Source organism: Nocardia sp. CA-128927 (assembly GCF_050955855.1).
GTDB lineage: Bacteria > Actinomycetota > Actinomycetes > Mycobacteriales > Mycobacteriaceae > Nocardia.
The window spans coordinates 10,469,951-10,484,848 of sequence record NZ_CP192087.1 but is presented as its reverse complement, the minus strand read 5'-3'; the positions used below and the strand labels follow the sequence as shown (position 1 = coordinate 10,484,848).

At 66.8% G+C, this 14,898-nt stretch carries 15 protein-coding genes; 8 read left to right on the top strand and 7 right to left on the bottom strand.

Annotated elements, in window-relative coordinates:
* Positions 1-110 precede the first annotated feature (110 nt).
* Together ACQPW1_RS48680 and ACQPW1_RS48675 are read left to right on the top strand one after the other, a co-directional pair.
* Positions 111-866: a LamB/YcsF family protein gene (locus ACQPW1_RS48680; protein WP_433660699.1), complete on the top strand. Its 756-nt coding sequence runs from the start codon at positions 111-113 to the stop codon at positions 864-866.
* Between the two features lie 37 nt (positions 867-903).
* Entirely contained in the window at positions 904-1,608 is a 705-nt protein-coding gene (locus ACQPW1_RS48675; protein WP_433660698.1) for a 5-oxoprolinase subunit B family protein, read from the top strand.
* Here ACQPW1_RS48675 and ACQPW1_RS48670 read toward each other — a convergent pair.
* Positions 1,605-3,176, bottom strand: a complete 1,572-nt coding sequence (locus ACQPW1_RS48670) for a DUF4185 domain-containing protein (RefSeq protein WP_433660697.1) — start codon at positions 3,174-3,176, stop codon at positions 1,605-1,607. The two genes, ACQPW1_RS48675 and ACQPW1_RS48670, sit on opposite strands and share 4 nt — an antisense overlap.
* Before the next feature lie 181 nt (positions 3,177-3,357).
* On the opposite strand from ACQPW1_RS48670, the gene ACQPW1_RS48665 reads away from it, so the two are divergent.
* Positions 3,358-3,894: a hypothetical protein gene (locus ACQPW1_RS48665; protein WP_433660696.1), complete on the top strand. Its 537-nt coding sequence runs from the start codon at positions 3,358-3,360 to the stop codon at positions 3,892-3,894.
* A gap of 28 nt (positions 3,895-3,922) precedes the next feature.
* Here the strand turns inward: ACQPW1_RS48665 and ACQPW1_RS48660 are convergent, their stop codons facing one another.
* Complete coding sequence (locus ACQPW1_RS48660) at positions 3,923-5,245, bottom strand: MFS transporter (protein ID WP_433665569.1); 1,323 nt, start codon at positions 5,243-5,245, stop codon at positions 3,923-3,925.
* Between the two features lie 64 nt (positions 5,246-5,309).
* A complete protein-coding gene (locus tag ACQPW1_RS48655; protein WP_433660695.1) occupies positions 5,310-5,774 on the bottom strand; it encodes an NUDIX hydrolase in 465 nt (154 codons plus the stop codon).
* A gap of 338 nt (positions 5,775-6,112) precedes the next feature.
* On the opposite strand from ACQPW1_RS48655, the gene ACQPW1_RS48650 reads away from it, so the two are divergent.
* Together ACQPW1_RS48650 and ACQPW1_RS48645 are read left to right on the top strand one after the other, a co-directional pair.
* Positions 6,113-6,874, top strand: coding sequence for a pirin family protein (locus ACQPW1_RS48650; RefSeq protein WP_433660694.1), 762 nt, complete (start codon positions 6,113-6,115; stop codon positions 6,872-6,874).
* A gap of 177 nt (positions 6,875-7,051) precedes the next feature.
* Positions 7,052-7,540 (top strand): DUF4190 domain-containing protein, encoded by a 489-nt coding sequence (locus ACQPW1_RS48645; protein ID WP_433660693.1) that lies wholly within the window; start codon positions 7,052-7,054, stop codon positions 7,538-7,540.
* Here the strand turns inward: ACQPW1_RS48645 and ACQPW1_RS48640 are convergent.
* Positions 7,530-8,036: a hypothetical protein gene (locus tag ACQPW1_RS48640; protein ID WP_433660692.1), complete on the bottom strand. Its 507-nt coding sequence runs from the start codon at positions 8,034-8,036 to the stop codon at positions 7,530-7,532. The genes ACQPW1_RS48645 and ACQPW1_RS48640 overlap by 11 nt on opposite strands.
* Positions 8,037-8,172: 136 nt before the next feature.
* On the opposite strand from ACQPW1_RS48640, the gene ACQPW1_RS48635 reads away from it, so the two are divergent.
* From ACQPW1_RS48635 to ACQPW1_RS48625, 3 genes are all read left to right on the top strand, one after another.
* A complete protein-coding gene (locus ACQPW1_RS48635) occupies positions 8,173-9,024 on the top strand; it encodes a Scr1 family TA system antitoxin-like transcriptional regulator (protein ID WP_433660691.1) in 852 nt (283 codons plus the stop codon).
* Positions 9,025-9,034: 10 nt separating this feature from the next.
* Positions 9,035-9,415, top strand: a complete 381-nt coding sequence (locus ACQPW1_RS48630; RefSeq protein WP_433660690.1) for a DUF397 domain-containing protein — start codon at positions 9,035-9,037, stop codon at positions 9,413-9,415.
* 92 nt (positions 9,416-9,507) lie between these two features.
* Positions 9,508-11,526: a M13 family metallopeptidase gene (locus tag ACQPW1_RS48625; RefSeq protein WP_433660689.1), complete on the top strand. Its 2,019-nt coding sequence runs from the start codon at positions 9,508-9,510 to the stop codon at positions 11,524-11,526.
* A 46-nt stretch (positions 11,527-11,572) separates the two neighbouring features.
* Here ACQPW1_RS48625 and ACQPW1_RS48620 read toward each other — a convergent pair whose 3' ends face one another.
* The 3 genes from ACQPW1_RS48620 to ACQPW1_RS48610 form a co-directional block, all read right to left on the bottom strand.
* On the bottom strand, positions 11,573-12,652 hold the full coding sequence (locus tag ACQPW1_RS48620) for an ABC transporter ATP-binding protein (RefSeq protein ID WP_433660688.1): 1,080 nt from the start codon (positions 12,650-12,652) through the stop codon (positions 11,573-11,575).
* A 69-nt stretch (positions 12,653-12,721) separates the two neighbouring features.
* Positions 12,722-14,050, bottom strand: coding sequence for an ABC transporter substrate-binding protein (locus tag ACQPW1_RS48615; RefSeq protein ID WP_433660687.1), 1,329 nt, complete (start codon positions 14,048-14,050; stop codon positions 12,722-12,724).
* Between the two features lie 16 nt (positions 14,051-14,066).
* A complete protein-coding gene (locus ACQPW1_RS48610; RefSeq protein ID WP_433660686.1) occupies positions 14,067-14,879 on the bottom strand; it encodes a carbohydrate ABC transporter permease in 813 nt (270 codons plus the stop codon).
* Between the last annotated feature and the right edge of the window lie 19 nt (positions 14,880-14,898).

Sequence of the window (14,898 nt, the reverse complement as noted above, 5' to 3'; positions counted from 1 at the left end):
GTCGCGTTGTCCGGTGTGGCCTATGCGCTGACCGGGCATTCTTGCTTGTGACACACCGTCGGAACCACAATCGGGTGCTAACTCCGACACCCACCACGGAAAGGGCGCATATGCCGCTGGATCTGAACAGTGATCTCGGCGAGGGCTTCGGTCCGTGGCGGATGGGCGACGACGCGGCGATGCTCGACATCGTTACCAGCGCCAACATCGCCTGCGGATTCCACGCGGGCGACCCCTCGATCATGCGCCGGACCTGCGCGCTCGCCGTCGAGAAGGGCGTCCGGATCGGCGCCCACGTCGGCTACCGCGACCTGGCCGGATTCGGCCGTCGCGAGATCACCATGGTCCCTGCGGAACTGCGCGACGAGGTGCTGTATCAGATCGGCAGCCTGGACGCGTTCGCCAAGGCCGCGGGCGATCAGGTGCGGTACGTGAAACCGCATGGTGCGCTCTACCATTCGGCGTCGCGGGACCGGCAGCTCGCGGACGCGGTGCTGGCCGCGATGGTCGACTACGACCCGGAGCTTGCCCTGCTCGGTCCCGCCGGGTCCCAGCTGGAGCAGGCGGCAGAGGCCGCGAAGGTGCGGTTCGTCGGTGAGGGATTCGCCGACCGCGCGTACACACCGGGCGGCACCCTCGCCGCGCGCGGTCTGCCGGGAGCTGTTCTCGGCACCAATGAGGCGGTCACGCAGGCGGTTTCGATTGCCATGTCGGGCACGGCGCGCACGGTCGATGGGTCCGGCGAGGTGACGGTCCGCGCGGCGAGCATCTGCGTGCACGGCGATACCCCCGCGGCCGTCGAGATGGCTCGACTCATTCGCACCGCCTTGGACGAGGTCGGGGTGCCGGTCGAATCGTTCGGCTGAGCATGACCGACGGCCGTTCGACGAGTGGTGAGGCGCGGTGACCGATTCCGCGCCGGAGGATTTCGACCCGGATCAGCTGATCCGGGCGGCAGGCGATCACGCACTGCTCGTACTGCCGTCCCACCACGACCAGGTAGCGAAACTGGTTGCGGCCCTGCGCAGCCGCACGCCCGACGGCGTGCAAGACATCCTGCCCGCCGCGGAAACCGTTCTCGTGACGCTGCTTTCGCCGGTGCACGCGGAACCCGTCCGACACGAGTTAGCGACCCTGCTGCGCGAAGTACAACAGTCTGCGGCGGAGCAGGATTCGGACATTGTTTCCCGTGGAACACTGCCGGACAACGAATCTCCGGACAATCCGCTGGTCATCCCGGTGCATTACGACGGCGCCGATCTCGCCGAAGTCGCGCGTCTGCTCGGAATGACCGAAGCGGAGGTGGTCGCCGAACACACCGGAACGGTCTGGCGGTGCGCGTTCGTCGGATTCGCCCCCGGCTTCGGCTATCTGGAGTCGTCCGACGCCCGGCTGACTGTGCCGCGACGCCCGGAGTCCCGCACCACGATCCCCGCGGGTGCGGTCGCGCTGGCCGGTGGCTATTCCGCCGTCTACCCGCGCAGCACCCCTGGCGGGTGGCATCTCATCGGCACCACCGACCTGCGGATGTGGGACGTGGATCGCGATCCGCCTTCGCTGATTCGCGCGGGCGGTTTCGTCCGATTCGTCGCCGAGGGCTCCGGCTAGTTGGCCGAATCCAGCTGGGCGTGCATGAGATACACGTTATAGCTGTCCCAGGACGAAATGGTGAAGTACAGATCCTTGCCGGTCGACCACGGATGGACGAAGCCGCCGTACGCCTTCGGATAGTCGGCGGTGGAGAGCAGCTGGGCAGGTTCGGTCCAAATGCCCTGCGGCACCGCTGCATTGCGCACCACGATCGCTCCGCGACCGGAGTCGAGGTACACCATCTGCCACTGCGCGTTGTCCTGGTCGTAGCGCACGGACACCTCGCTGGCCAGTCCGGGAACCAGTGGGGTGGCCTGGTTTTCCGCCGCGGGCGCCCAGCTGCCGTTCACCCAGTACTGGTAGGCGGAGGTGTTGAGCACGTCGTCCTTCGGCACCCGCGCCAGCCCGATCACGCCGACGCGTCCATTGGGCGTGCCGAACATATAGACGTAGTCCCCCTGCGGCACCATCGCCGCGACCTGGAACCGGCCGACACCGAAGACGTTGTCCCACTTGGCGTGCTGATCCTTGGTCCAGGTGCGGCCGTTGTCGTCGGAGTAGGCGAGCCCGCCGTAGTTGTTCGACCAGATGCCGGGGATCCGGCTCCACCGATTCACCGACATGTAGCTCAGATACTGGCGATCCCCGAGGGCGAACCCGGAGGTCGGAATGGTGGTCGCCTCCCAGTTCTTGACCTTGCGGCTGCTGAGGATCTCGGCGGCGTGGCAGCGGCTGTCCTGCACCATGCTGTCCAGCGACAGTCCGTCGGACAGCTCGCGATCGGTGCTGTAACCCAAAACATTGCTGCGCCAGTCCTGGTCGTCGCGCCCGGTGCCGCCGACCTGCCAGCCTTTGCCGAAGGTATCGCCGAAGACCACGGCGACCTCGCCCGGCTTGGTCTCCCACATCACGCCGAGATCGGTGCCGTCCACCTGCCAGCGCAGGTCGGTCCGATTCTGCGAGCCGTGCCCGGTGACCTGGCCCGCCAGTTCCACCGATCCGACGCGCGGCTCGGCCACCGCCGCGGCCGCCGGACCCGGCTCGGCGGGATGTACTACCTGCGGCGGCGCGGGCTGTGGCGCGACACCGGGGCCGCCGGGCACCGGTACCGGGATGGGTTCGATCTCGGGTTTGAACTCGACGTGCGGAATCTTGATCGGCGCACCGGCGTCCGAGCCCGGCCGATCACCGGCTTTCGGGACCGGACTCGGATCAGGATCGGGCTCAAGTGGTTTCGAGATGTCGCGGACGTCGGGGCACGGGGTGTGGCACGGATCGGCGGCGAGCGGGGGCGAGTCGATCCTGGTGTTGTCGGGTTCCGGGCCGGGCACCGTGATCGGGGTGAGCTGCGGGATCGGCACCGGGATATCGATGCGATCCGGCAGTGGCGATGGCGGCGGCAGCGCGGGATCGCGTTCCCGGTTCAGCGGATCGAAACCGACCTCACCGCAGCTGTTCACCGGTGACGGCGCCCACGGAAACGGGGCCGCCTGTGTGACCGGGACGGGCAGGCTGAACAGGCCGCCGAGCAGGGCCCCGAACAATGCCGGTACCCAACGGGATCGGCTGCCGAATCGGCGCGTCATGTCGGGCGGGGCCGGCTAATCGGCGATCCGCGCGAGCGGATACGGCCGGGTTCCCCACCCGCCTAGTCGGTTTCGCATGGCTGACTGACTCCTGTCGAATCGGGCCGAAGCGAAATGAACGTACCGGAACAGCGGGCGGGAAATAGGGAACCGAATGTCGGTCGCGCGCGTCCAAACAGATATGAACGAGATCGAGTACGTGTTCGGAACGGGCGACGGCACGGTACACGTCTGGAACGGCCAGGCCGACCTGGAACTGGCCGGTTCCGCCTCGGCCACGGGCGACGCGGTGCGGCTCGACTTCGACGGCGACGGTTTCGCCGACGATGCCATGTGGGACACCTACGGTTCCGGCATCGCCGACGTGGCGGCCCTCGACCTGGACGACGACGGCGTCCTGGACCACTTCTATACCGACCCGACCGGGCTCGGCACCTGGAATCACCACATCACCGGCGCCGCGTCCGACGCCATCAGCGAACCGCTGGACTGGATCGTGCGCACCGATCACGCCGAGGCCGAGCAGCACACCGACACCGGTGCCGCACAGCCGGATTCGATCCCTGAGCCGACAGGGGTCGACGAGCACCGGATGGAGCATCCGGTGCTCAAAGACGCGCCACCGTCGCACCGTCCCCCGGACGACCTACCCGACTATCTGGCCCAGCGAATGAATCCCACCGCACGCCACCTCGACGACGATCCGATCATCACCTGAATTCCAGCTGACCGAATTCCATCGGCCCTCAGCCGATCTTCCGCCGCCGCATATTGAGCGCGATGGCGGCAATCCCCGCGCAATAGATTCCGGCGCCCGCCACAATCACCGGCAATGACCGCCCGTCGTCGGGGATAACCAGTGCCGCCACGGCAATCGCCAGGATGAACGCGATATTGAACACCGTGTCCTGCAACGCGAATACCTGCCCACGCCGCGCGTCATCGATATCGATCTGCATCGTCGCATCGCCGGTCAGCTTGATCGTCTGCCCGGCCAACCCGAGCAGGAACGCCCCCACCAGCAAGAGTTTGTGCGCGTGCGGCACCGCCGACCCCGCATCCGCGACGGCGATCGGCGTGACCAGCGTCAACTGCACCACCGTCGCGGTCAACAAGCCGACCACCACCGTCTTCGACCGGCCGAGTCGCGGAATCAACAGCGGCGCAACAACAGCGGCGACCAGCATGCCCCCGGCGATGGCGGCAATGGCCACGCCGAAACCGAGTAACCCGCTGTTCAGCGCGGAACCCTCGGCCGGTGTCTGCCGCAGCACGAGCACCATGATCAAGGTGTTGATGCCGAACACGATCCGGTGCGTGCCGATGCCCAGCACCGCGGTGGTCACCTGCACCGACTCCCACACCGCCGTCGCACCCGTGCGCAGACCGGTCGCGATGGCGCGCAACGTGCTCTCGCTCTCCGTCGCACTCGCGTCCGGCCCGAGCACCCGCGGCGCGAACCCGGCCGCCAACGCCGCGCTGACCACCGGCCCGATGCCACTCACCGCGACCGCGACCGCCGAGGCGAAATCCCCCGCGCCGATCGACCCGATCACCGCCACCGAGGTGGCCGCGCCGAGCCCGGCACAGCCCGAGGCCACCGTGGCCAGCACCGAGTTCATCGGCACCAGCCAGTGCTGGTCGAGCACCCGAGGCAGGGCCGCCGACACGCCCGACAACACGAATCGGCTGATCCCCACCACCGCCAGCGCGAGCAACAGCAGCGGCGTCTCGCCGATCCCGGCCAGCAGCCCCGCGCAGACCAGCGCGATCAGTACCGCCCGCGCCACATTCGCGACCAGCAACACGGTGCGCCGATCCCACCGATCCAGCAGCGCCCCCGCATACGGCCCGATCAGCGAGTACGGCAACAACAGCACGGCGAACCCGGCGGCAATGGCCAGCGGATCGGTCTGCCGCTCGGGATTGAACAGAATCGCCCCCGACAGCGCGGCCTGGAACATCCCATCGCCGAACTGCCCGGTGAACCGCACGATGGCCAAGCGCAACACACCGGGACTTTCGCGCAGCGCCGTCCACAGCGGCTCCGGCCGCTCATCCGAGGGAATGGAGCTCTCCGAGCGACCAGTGGACACGCCGCGAGGGTACTGGTCGCGGCGCTGTCGCGCCGAATCAGTGCGAGTCGGTGACCAACGCGCTGACCGCGTCACGCATATCGGGTGACATCGGCAGCTCATCGAGGGCATCGGCGTCGATCCACGCGTACGCGTCGTGTTCGCCGGGTTCCAGCGCTACCTCGCCCGGTTCGACGTCCACCAGGAAGCTGTATTTGCGCACCCTGGACTTGGTTCTGGTGGCGTAGTCGATGCCGCCGAGGAAGTCGGTGATGGCGCGCACCCGCAGGCCGGTCTCCTCGAACAGCTCACGCTCGACGCATTCGGCGAAGGTTTCGCCGGATTCGACACCGCCGCCGGGCAGTTCGTACAGGCCGCCGTGATAGTCGTCCGGCACGCGGCGCACCACCAGGAGTTTGCGGTCGCGGAACACCGCGACGCCGACGACGAAATGCGCGATGCCGTCGCGGCGTGCCTCGCCGCGGAGTTGTCGCTCGATGCGCGCGAGTGCCTCGGGTCGCATCTCCTCGTCACCTCCGGTTGCTTTGCGGCGCATCATTTTACGAATACGGCACCGGCACATGCCATAGTCACCGTCGAGTTCGCCCGCCGTTTCGACGTACCGGTTGGTTCTGCTCGCCTGACGTTCACCCGCTGGTCGCTCGCGTAAAATGCCGAGTGCAGGACAATTTACTAGGAATGTGGAGTACCGCGACGTATGTGCTCCTACCCTGAAAGGTGATCGGTGCACGGTCCCGAGAGGAGGACTTCGATGTCCACACTCAAGCCTGCGCCTCGCTGGCGCTCGGCTCCGGCTTGCGCGCCGCACGCTGTGACATGACTCGCTCTCTCCGTTCGCTCATGACACCTCACATCGACGTCCATCGAGCAGGCGACCGCATGAAGACGCGGGTGTCCTGGCTGGATTCGAAGCATTCGTTCTCGTTCGGGGAGCACTACGATCCCGACAACACCCACCACGGTCTGTTGCTTGTAAACAACGACGATGTCGTCTCCCCTGGTCAGGGCTTCGACACGCATCCGCACCGGGACATGGAGATCGTCACCTGGGTGCTCGGCGGCAGCCTGGTGCACCAGGACTCGCTCGGCCACAGCGGCATCATCTATCCGGGTCTCGCGCAGCGGATGAGCGCGGGCACCGGCATCCTGCACTCGGAGAAGAACGACGCCTGGCGGATCGACGGCGCCGAACACGACGAGCCGGTGCATTTCGTGCAGATGTGGGTGGTCCCCGACGAGCCCGGCCTGACCCCCGGCTATCAACAGCTCGAGATCGATGACGCGCTGTCGACCGGCGGCCTGGTGACGGTGGCCGCGGGCCTGCCGCGCTACCGCGATCGCACCGCCATCGCCATCAACAGCAGCCACGCGGCGTTCCACGTGGCCCGGATGACCGGCGACCCCGAGCAGGTCATCGACCTGCCCGACGCACCGTACCTGCACGTCTTCGTCGCCAACGGCGAGGTGGAGATGGAAGGCGTCGGCACCCTGGACGAGGGTGACGCGGTCCGGCTCACCAGGACCGGTGGCCAGCGCGTCATCGCCCGCAGACCGTCGGAGATCCTGGTCTGGGAGATGCACGCCCGGCTCGGCGCGCAGTAGGCAAATCACTCGGGCCAGGCACGTCCAGGGAACGGAGCGCGCTGGGTTGCGACAAAATGGGCATACCTCGCATTAACATCCGCCCGTAGCGCGGGCGATCAGTAGGCGATCCCCGCGCACCCGCCGGACCACCTGGTCCGGATCGAGCGGCGCGAGGCACCGACGGAGAGGAAGTCCATGTCGCAATATCCGCCTCCCGGCCAATACCCCCCGCCCTCCGGGTATCCGCCGCCTGGCCAGCAGCCCGGTCAGCCCACGTACTGGCAGGAGTCGCCGAAGGGCAAGGGTCTGGCGATCACCGCGCTGGTGCTCGGCATCCTCGCGCTGCTGAGCTTCTGGACGCTGGTCGGCGGTTACCTGTTCGGCGCCTTCGCCATCATCTTCGGCATCGTCGCCATGGTGAAGACGCGGTCGGGTCGCGCGGGCGGCGCGGGCATGGCGATCACCGGCCTGATCCTCGGCGCGCTCGGCCTGATCGGCGCCATCGTGGTCACCGTCGTCGGCTACAGCTTCTTCGTGAACAGCGGCGGCAAGGACTTCGTCGACTGCGTGAACAAGGCGGGCGGCGATCAGACCAAGATCGACCAGTGCGAACGGGACTGGAATCAGCGGCTGGAGGACAAGTTCAGCGTCACGCTGACACCGCCTCCCGCACCTACTCGCTGATCGCCGCGCAGGCCCGGGTAGCGGCCAAGACGTCGCCCATTTCGGGACGAAAGTCGCTCTCGGGCGCGGCGATCCACTTCCGATAGCCGCTGCCCTCGTCGGTCGGCGAGGGCAGCACGATGTGACTGCCGGGCAGTGCCACCGAGGCGCAGACCCGGAACAGGTCGGCGAACAGTTCGGTGTCCAGATACGAGTTGTCGGTCGGGCCGGTCAGAAAGGTCCACCGGTCCGAGCGTGGATGCCCGACGATCGGTCCGGCCCGATCGTCGGGTGCCGCCTCGGTGAGCCGCACCCGCACTCGTCGCCCGAGCGCGGCGGGCATCACGACCGCGCCGACCGCGCCTACTTCCAGCATGATTCGTCCCAGCGCCGGGTCCACGACGCCGTACAGGCCGTGTTCCTTGCGGTAGCGGCGGCAGCGCGCGATGGCGTCCTGCATCGGCGTGTAATCGGAGGACGCCGGATAACTGCCTGACTCAGTGCGGGACAAACTCATGACGAACCTCGCCTCGATGCGGGTGGATCGCGTGAAGGGGGAGAGAATCGACCGCTGAAACCCGACCCTAATGCCGCACAACTGGGTTGACAATAGTCACACGCCGGTGAGTCGACCCCGCGTACGATCGCCTGTCATGGCACCCGTCTCGCCCGCCGTCGCGCGCTGGGAACTGGTGCTACGGCTGCGCGAACTGCGCGAACAGCGCGGCTTCGATTCGGCGGGTTTCGCCAAGCGGGTCGGTTTCACCCCGGCCAACTGGTCGCACGTGGAGAAGGGCCGCCGCGTGCTCACCACCAACACCATCGGCCCGGTGCTTGAGCTGCTCGAGGTGGAGGCCGAGGAACGCGCGGAGTTGCTCGCCCTGCTGGACGCGAGCAAGCAGCGCGGCTGGTGGACCAAGTCGTCCGCGCTGATCGGCCCGGAGCTGCAACGCCTCTACGGCATGGAATACGGCGCGCACAGCATCCGCAGTTACGACAGCCTGGTCGTGCCTGGCCTGCTCCAGACCGAGGCCTACGCCCGCGCGCTGATCAGTGCCGATGTGATGATCCGTCCGGTCCAGGTGGAACAGCTGGTCGCGATTCGGCTGCGCAGGCAGGAGCGGCTGCGCGGTGCGGAGCCGGTCGAGCTCACCGCGGTGATCGGCGAGGGCACCCTGCTGCAGCAGACCGGCGGCCCCGCCGTGCTGCGCGCGCAGTTGACACATCTGGCCGAGCTGATCGACGAACTCGACACCGTCGAGGTGCGCGTCATCCCGTTCGCCGCCACCGCGGGCGCGGTGCTCGGCGGGTCGAGTTTCCATCTGATCGACTTCGCCGGCGAGCAGTTGCCGACCTTCGGCTGGGCGGAGAGCGCCGTCTTCGGCGGGGCCGTCGACGACCCGGAACTGGTGCGTGATCTGAGCTTCGCTTACGTTCGCGCACAAGAACAATCGCTGGACCGTGTCGAGTCATCGACCCTGATCAGGACCTATGCCCGAGTGTAAAATCCTGCCCATGGCCACCACCGCTACTACCCGGTCGGTTTTCACTGCCTGGTTTCGGTCGACGCGATCGAACAATGGCAACCAATGTGTCGAGGTCCGCTTCGATGGCGACGCGGTACTCATCCGAGACAGCAAGTATCGCCGCGATCCCGCCAACCGTCCCGCCGACGAGCCCATCATCACCGTCACCGCTCGCGAGTGGACCGCTTTCCTCGAGACGCTCCGCGCGCCGGACCGAACGCCCGGCGCGCTGACCGCGCACACCGCCGCCGACGGCCGGACCACCCTCCGGCACGGCACGACCGTCCTCGGCTACACCGCGCCGGAGTGGGACGCCTTCCTGCTCGGCGTGCACGACGGCGAGTTCGACCGCATCGCACTCACCGTCTGAACGACGCACTGAACTCCTCGAACGACTGACCGCTCCCCCCGGCCGTCCGCGGCCGGGGGCCGACTTTTGCGCTCATCTGCATACTGGACATCGTGACTTCCGAGCTGAGCAGTCCCTCCGGTATTGATCTGTCCTACCTCGACCGGGACGTGCGAGTGCAGGACGACCTGTTCGCGCATGTCAACGGCAAATGGCTGGACGACTACGAGATACCGGCCGACCGCGCGGTGGACGGCGCCTTCCGCACGCTGTACGACCAGGCCGAACGCGACGTTCAGGCGATCATCGAGGGTGCCTCCGCCGAGGCCGCCGAGCCGGGCAGCGATGCCCGCAAGATCGGCGACCTGTTCACCAGCTTCATGGACACCGACACCGTCACGGCCGCCGGGCTCGCCCCGATCGCCGCCGAGCTCGCCGCGATCCACCAGGTCGCCGATCGGAGCGCGTTCGCCGCGCTGCTCGGCAAGCTGCAGCGGACCGGCGTCGGTGGCGCGGTCAACTTCTACGTGGACACCGATGACAAGGACTCCACCCGCTACCTGGTGCACGCCACCCAGTCCGGCATCGGCCTGCCCGACGAGTCGTACTACCGGCAGGACGAATCCGCCGAGATCCGCGCCGAGTACATCGCGCACATCGGCCGGGTGTTCGCTATCGCCGTGGCCGATCCGCAGGTCGCCGAGCTGCTGCCGCAGGATCTGGACACGGTCGGGCAGCGGGTCTTCGAGCTGGAACGCAAGCTCGCGGCCGGGCACTGGGACGTGGTGCGCCGCCGCGACGCCGAACGCAGCTACAACCCGACCACCTTCGATGCGCTGGTCGCCGACCATCCCGAGTTCGACTGGGCGGCCTGGACTTCCGCGCTGGCCGAGCACGTATCGGCGTCCGGCCCCGAGGTCTTCGCCGAAGTGGTTGTCCGGCAACCGGATTACCTGAACACCTTCACCCAGGTGTGGACGGCGGAATCCCTGGCGGACTGGCAGGCCTGGGCCACCTGGCGGCTGATCCGTTCGCGCGCACCGTATCTCACCGACGCGCTGATCGAGGAGAACTTCGGCTTCTACGGCCGCACGCTGACCGGCGCCCAGGAGAACCGGGAACGCTGGAAGCGCGGCGTCTCCCTGGTGCAGGAGCTGCTCGGCGAGGCTGTCGGCAAACTGTATGTGGCCGAGCACTTTCCACCCGAGGCCAAGGCCAGGATGGTGCAGCTGGTCGCCAACCTGCAGGAGGCTTACCGCCGCAACATCGCCCAACTGGACTGGATGGGTCCGGATACCAGGGCGGCCGCGCTGGCCAAGCTGGAGAAGTTCACCCCGAAGATCGGCTACCCGGACAAGTGGCGCGACTACTCCGACGTGCGGATCGACCCGGCCGACCTGGTCGGCAACTACCGCAACGGCTATGCCGCCGACCACGATCGCGACCTGAACAAGCTCGGCGGCCCGGTCGACCGTGCCGAATGGTTCATGACACCGCAGACGGTGAATGCCTACTACAACCCCGGCATGAACGAAATCGTCTTCCCCGCGGCCATTCTGCAGCCGCCGTTCTTCGACATGAACGCCGACGACGCCGCCAACTACGGCGGCATCGGCGCGGTAATCGGCCACGAGATCGGCCACGGCTTCGACGACCAGGGCGCCAAGTACGACGGCGACGGCAACATGGTCGACTGGTGGACCGACGACGACCGCACCGAATTCGGCAAGCGCACAAGGGCGTTGATCGACCAGTACAACGTGCTCTCGCCCAAGGAACTGCCCGACGAGCACACCGTCAACGGCGAATTCACCATCGGCGAGAACATCGGCGACCTCGGCGGCCTGTCCATCGCGCTACAGGCCTACAAGATCTCCCTCGACGACGGCGCGGCCCCGGAGCTCGACGGCCTCACCGGCCTGCAACGCGTCTTCTACGGCTGGGCCCAGGTCTGGCGTACCAAGGCGCGCAACGAGGAAGCCATCCGCCGCCTCACCATCGACCCGCACTCGCCGCCCGAATTCCGTTGCAACGCAGTGGTCCGCAACATCGACAGCTTCCACGAGGCCTTCGAGGTGAAGCCCGGCGACGCCCTGTACCTGGAACCGGCGGAGCGCGTCAAGATCTGGTAACTCAACGAGCCGAGGGCATTACCGTCCAGGTAATGCCCTCGCTCGCTCAGCGCAGCCGTTCCTCGGTTGTCGCGTCGAAGAAGAACACATCGTCGAGCTTGGGCCGCAGGCGCAGTTGATCACCCAGAGTGACCTGGAACCGCCGGTCGACGCGGGCAACCACCTTGCCCGAGCGGCTGTTCCAGCCCTCGGCGACCCCGTGGCTGTAGACGAACGACTCCGCGCCGAGCTCTTCGAGTAGTTCGGCCGCCACCGTGAGACCACTGTCCTCGGTGGTCACCTCCCACGATTCCGGCCGAATGCCGACGATCACCCGATCACCGGTCTTCGCGGTGCGTGGCAAGGGGATTCGCAGCTCGTCCAGGACCGCGGCCCCGTCGCGCACCGGCGCCTCCAGCAGGTTCATCCCCGGCGAGCCGATGAAACCGGCGACGAAGGTGTTCACCGGATTGTCGTAAAGCTCACGGGGCGCGGCGATCTGCTGCAGCTTGCCGTCGAGCAGCACCGCGACCCGGTCACCCATGGTCATCGCCTCCACCTGATCGTGGGTGACGTACACCGTGGTGGTGCCGAGCCGCTTCTGCAGTGCGGCGATCTGCGACCGGGTGCTGACGCGCAACTTCGCGTCCAGGTTGGACAGCGGCTCGTCCATGCAGAACACCTGTGGCCTGCGCACGATCGCCCGGCCCATCGCGACCCGCTGGCGTTGTCCACCGGACAGTTTCGCCGGTTTGCGGTCGAGCAGGTGCTCGAGTTCGAGCATCTTCGCCGCCTCTTCGACCCGGACCAGGGTGTCGGCCTTGTTCATGCCCGCATTGCGCAACGCGAAGCCCATGTTCTCCGCGACGGTCATATTCGGGTACAGCGCGTAGCTCTGGAACACCATCGCCACATCGCGGGCCCGCGGCGGCAGCCCGGTGACGTCCTTGCCGCCGATCAGGATTCGACCCGCCTCGACCGATTCCAGCCCGGCCAGCATGCGCAGGCTGGTCGACTTGCCGCAGCCGGATGGGCCGACGAGAACGATGAATTCCCCATCGGCGATGTCGATTTCCAGGCTGTCGACCGCGGGTGTCGGCGCACCGGGATACAGGTGCGTCACCCCGTCGAACTGCACTGTGGCCATGGGCGTCGATCTCCTCGTGTGAACTCACGGTGGCGGCCACGCGGGGTGGCCGCCACCGGGGTGCGGGTATTACTTGGGCAGCTTCGGCGTGATCTGCCGGTCGATGATCGCCTGCAGCTGGCTGGTGACATCGGCGAATACCGTTGCCGGATCGGCGTTCTGCAGACCGATCTGCTCGAGCCCGGTGCCGATGATTTTGTCGCCGCCCGGCACGAACACGCGGGCATAGTCCTGCGACTTGGTCAGCGGCAGCTGGTCGATGGCGACCTTCGCGTTCGGGTTCTTGGCCAGGAAGTCTTGCTCGCTCGGATCGGTGACTGCCGACTTGCGCACCGGCATGTATCCGGTGGCCTGTGAGAAGTACGCCGTGTTGGTGGCGTTGGTGATGAACTCGATGAACTTGAGCGCGTTCACCTTTCGCTCATCGGAGATCCGCGCCGGAATCGCGAGGCCGGCGCCACCGGTGGTGACGCCGGGTCCGTTCGGGTGCGGCAGGTTAGCGGTGCCGAACTGCAGCTTGCCTTCCGCGTTCTGTTTGATGCCCTTGAGGTCACCGGTGGAGGCGATGGTCGAGGCGATCACGCCGGTGCCGAAGTCGACGGCGATCTGCGGCTTGATGCCCGCGTACTTCTTGGTGTGGATCATGTCGCGCAGGAACTGGCCCGCCGCGATGGTGCCCGGATCAGTGAACTTCAGCTTCCACTGGTCGGAGTAGGCACCGCCGAAGGTCCAGTTCGGACCCTGGAAGGTCCAGGCCAGGTAGTTCTTGGCGTCACCCCAGCCGTGTGCGAGCTTGCCGTCGCCGACCACTGCCTGAATCTTCGGGCCCCACTCGTCGAACTCCGGCCAGCTGTTCGGACCACGGTCCGGCAGACCGGCTTTCGCCCAGACGTCCTTGTTGTAGTAGAACAGCGGCGTCGAGCGGGAATACGGCAATGCGTAGTGCTTGCCGTTGAACAGGTAGTCGGCGGCCAGCGAGTCGACGTAATCGTCGAGCTTCACGCCTGCGGCGCCGAAGTGCCCGTCCAGCGGCTCGATGGAGCCGTTGAGGGCGTAGTTGAACCACCAGACGTCGGACAGCACAACGACATCGGGCAGTGCGCCACCGGAGAGGGCAGCGTTGAACTTCTGCGACACCTCCTCGTAGTTCTGGCCCGCGTCGATCAGGTTGACTTTGAGATCGGGGAACTTCTCCTGAAACCGCTTGATGAGCTCGGTTTCCTGTTCCTTCGACGTGCCGGGGTGGCTGGACCAGAAGTTGATGGTGTTGGCGTCGCCGGACTGCTTCGAGCCACCGCCGGTGCCCGCGCATGCGGTGAGTGCCGCGCCCGCGGCGACGGCGCCGGCCAGCCCGATGAATCCGCGCCGGGACAGCGCGGGGAACTGAGAAGTGGACACGTGGTTTCTCCTGTATCTAACCCTTGACCGCACCAGAGGTGAGGCCTTTGATCATGTGGCGTTGCAGCAGCAGGAACACCGCGAGAATCGGCAGCATGGTCAGCAGCGTGCCCGACATCACCGGCCCCCAGTTGGTGACGCTCGGATTCTCGGTGTTCTGCAAGAGGGTCAGGCCGACCGGCAGTGTGGCGGTCTCGGGACTGTCGGACATCAAGAACGGCCAGAGGTATTCGTTCCACTCGTTGACCAGCGTGACCACCGCGAAGGCAACCATCGTCGGCCCGGACATCGGCAGCACCACCCTGGTCAGCAGTCGCCACCAGTTGGCGCCGTCCATCCTGGCCGCCTCGATGACCTCCGACGGCAGCGACAGGAAGTGGTTACGCATCAGGAACGTGCCGAATGCCACGCCGCAGAGCGGAACGATGATGCCGATCAAGGTGTTTCGCCAGCCGAGCTGCGCGACCAGCGCGTAGTTGGAGATCACGGTGATCTGGTTGGGCACCATCAGCGCCGCGATGATCACCAGGAAAACCACCGACTTACCGGGGAACCGCAGGAACACCAGCCCGTACGCGCTCAGCACACCGAGCACGAACTTCACTGCGGAGATAACTGCCGTGACGATCAGTGAATTGCGGAAAAAGGTCCAGAACGGCAGCGCGGTGGTGGCGTCTCGATAGTTCTCCGGATGCCAGCTGTGCGGCCAATACACCGCGGGCTGCACGTAGATGTCAGGGCGCCCCTTGAACGAGGTGATGATGATCCAGAACAGCGGGACGCCGACGATGATCAGCACGCACACCATGGCGGCGTAGCCGAGCAGCATCACCCCAAGTTGGCGCCGC

Coding starts and splice junctions, on each gene's coding strand:
- ACQPW1_RS48680 (WP_433660699.1), top strand. CDS start 111: ATGCCGCTGGATCTGAACAGTGATCTCGGCGAGGGCTTCGGTCCGTGG.
- ACQPW1_RS48670 (WP_433660697.1), bottom strand. CDS start 3,176: ATGACGCGCCGATTCGGCAGCCGATCCCGTTGGGTACCGGCATTGTTC.
- ACQPW1_RS48665 (WP_433660696.1), top strand. CDS start 3,358: ATGAACGAGATCGAGTACGTGTTCGGAACGGGCGACGGCACGGTACAC.
- ACQPW1_RS48655 (WP_433660695.1), bottom strand. CDS start 5,774: ATGCGACCCGAGGCACTCGCGCGCATCGAGCGACAACTCCGCGGCGAG.
- ACQPW1_RS48650 (WP_433660694.1), top strand. CDS start 6,113: ATGACACCTCACATCGACGTCCATCGAGCAGGCGACCGCATGAAGACG.
- ACQPW1_RS48645 (WP_433660693.1), top strand. CDS start 7,052: ATGTCGCAATATCCGCCTCCCGGCCAATACCCCCCGCCCTCCGGGTAT.
- ACQPW1_RS48640 (WP_433660692.1), bottom strand. CDS start 8,036: ATGAGTTTGTCCCGCACTGAGTCAGGCAGTTATCCGGCGTCCTCCGAT.
- ACQPW1_RS48635 (WP_433660691.1), top strand. CDS start 8,173: ATGGCACCCGTCTCGCCCGCCGTCGCGCGCTGGGAACTGGTGCTACGG.
- ACQPW1_RS48630 (WP_433660690.1), top strand. CDS start 9,035: ATGGCCACCACCGCTACTACCCGGTCGGTTTTCACTGCCTGGTTTCGG.
- ACQPW1_RS48620 (WP_433660688.1), bottom strand. CDS start 12,652: ATGGCCACAGTGCAGTTCGACGGGGTGACGCACCTGTATCCCGGTGCG.
- ACQPW1_RS48610 (WP_433660686.1), bottom strand. CDS start 14,879: ATGCTGCTCGGCTACGCCGCCATGGTGTGCGTGCTGATCATCGTCGGC.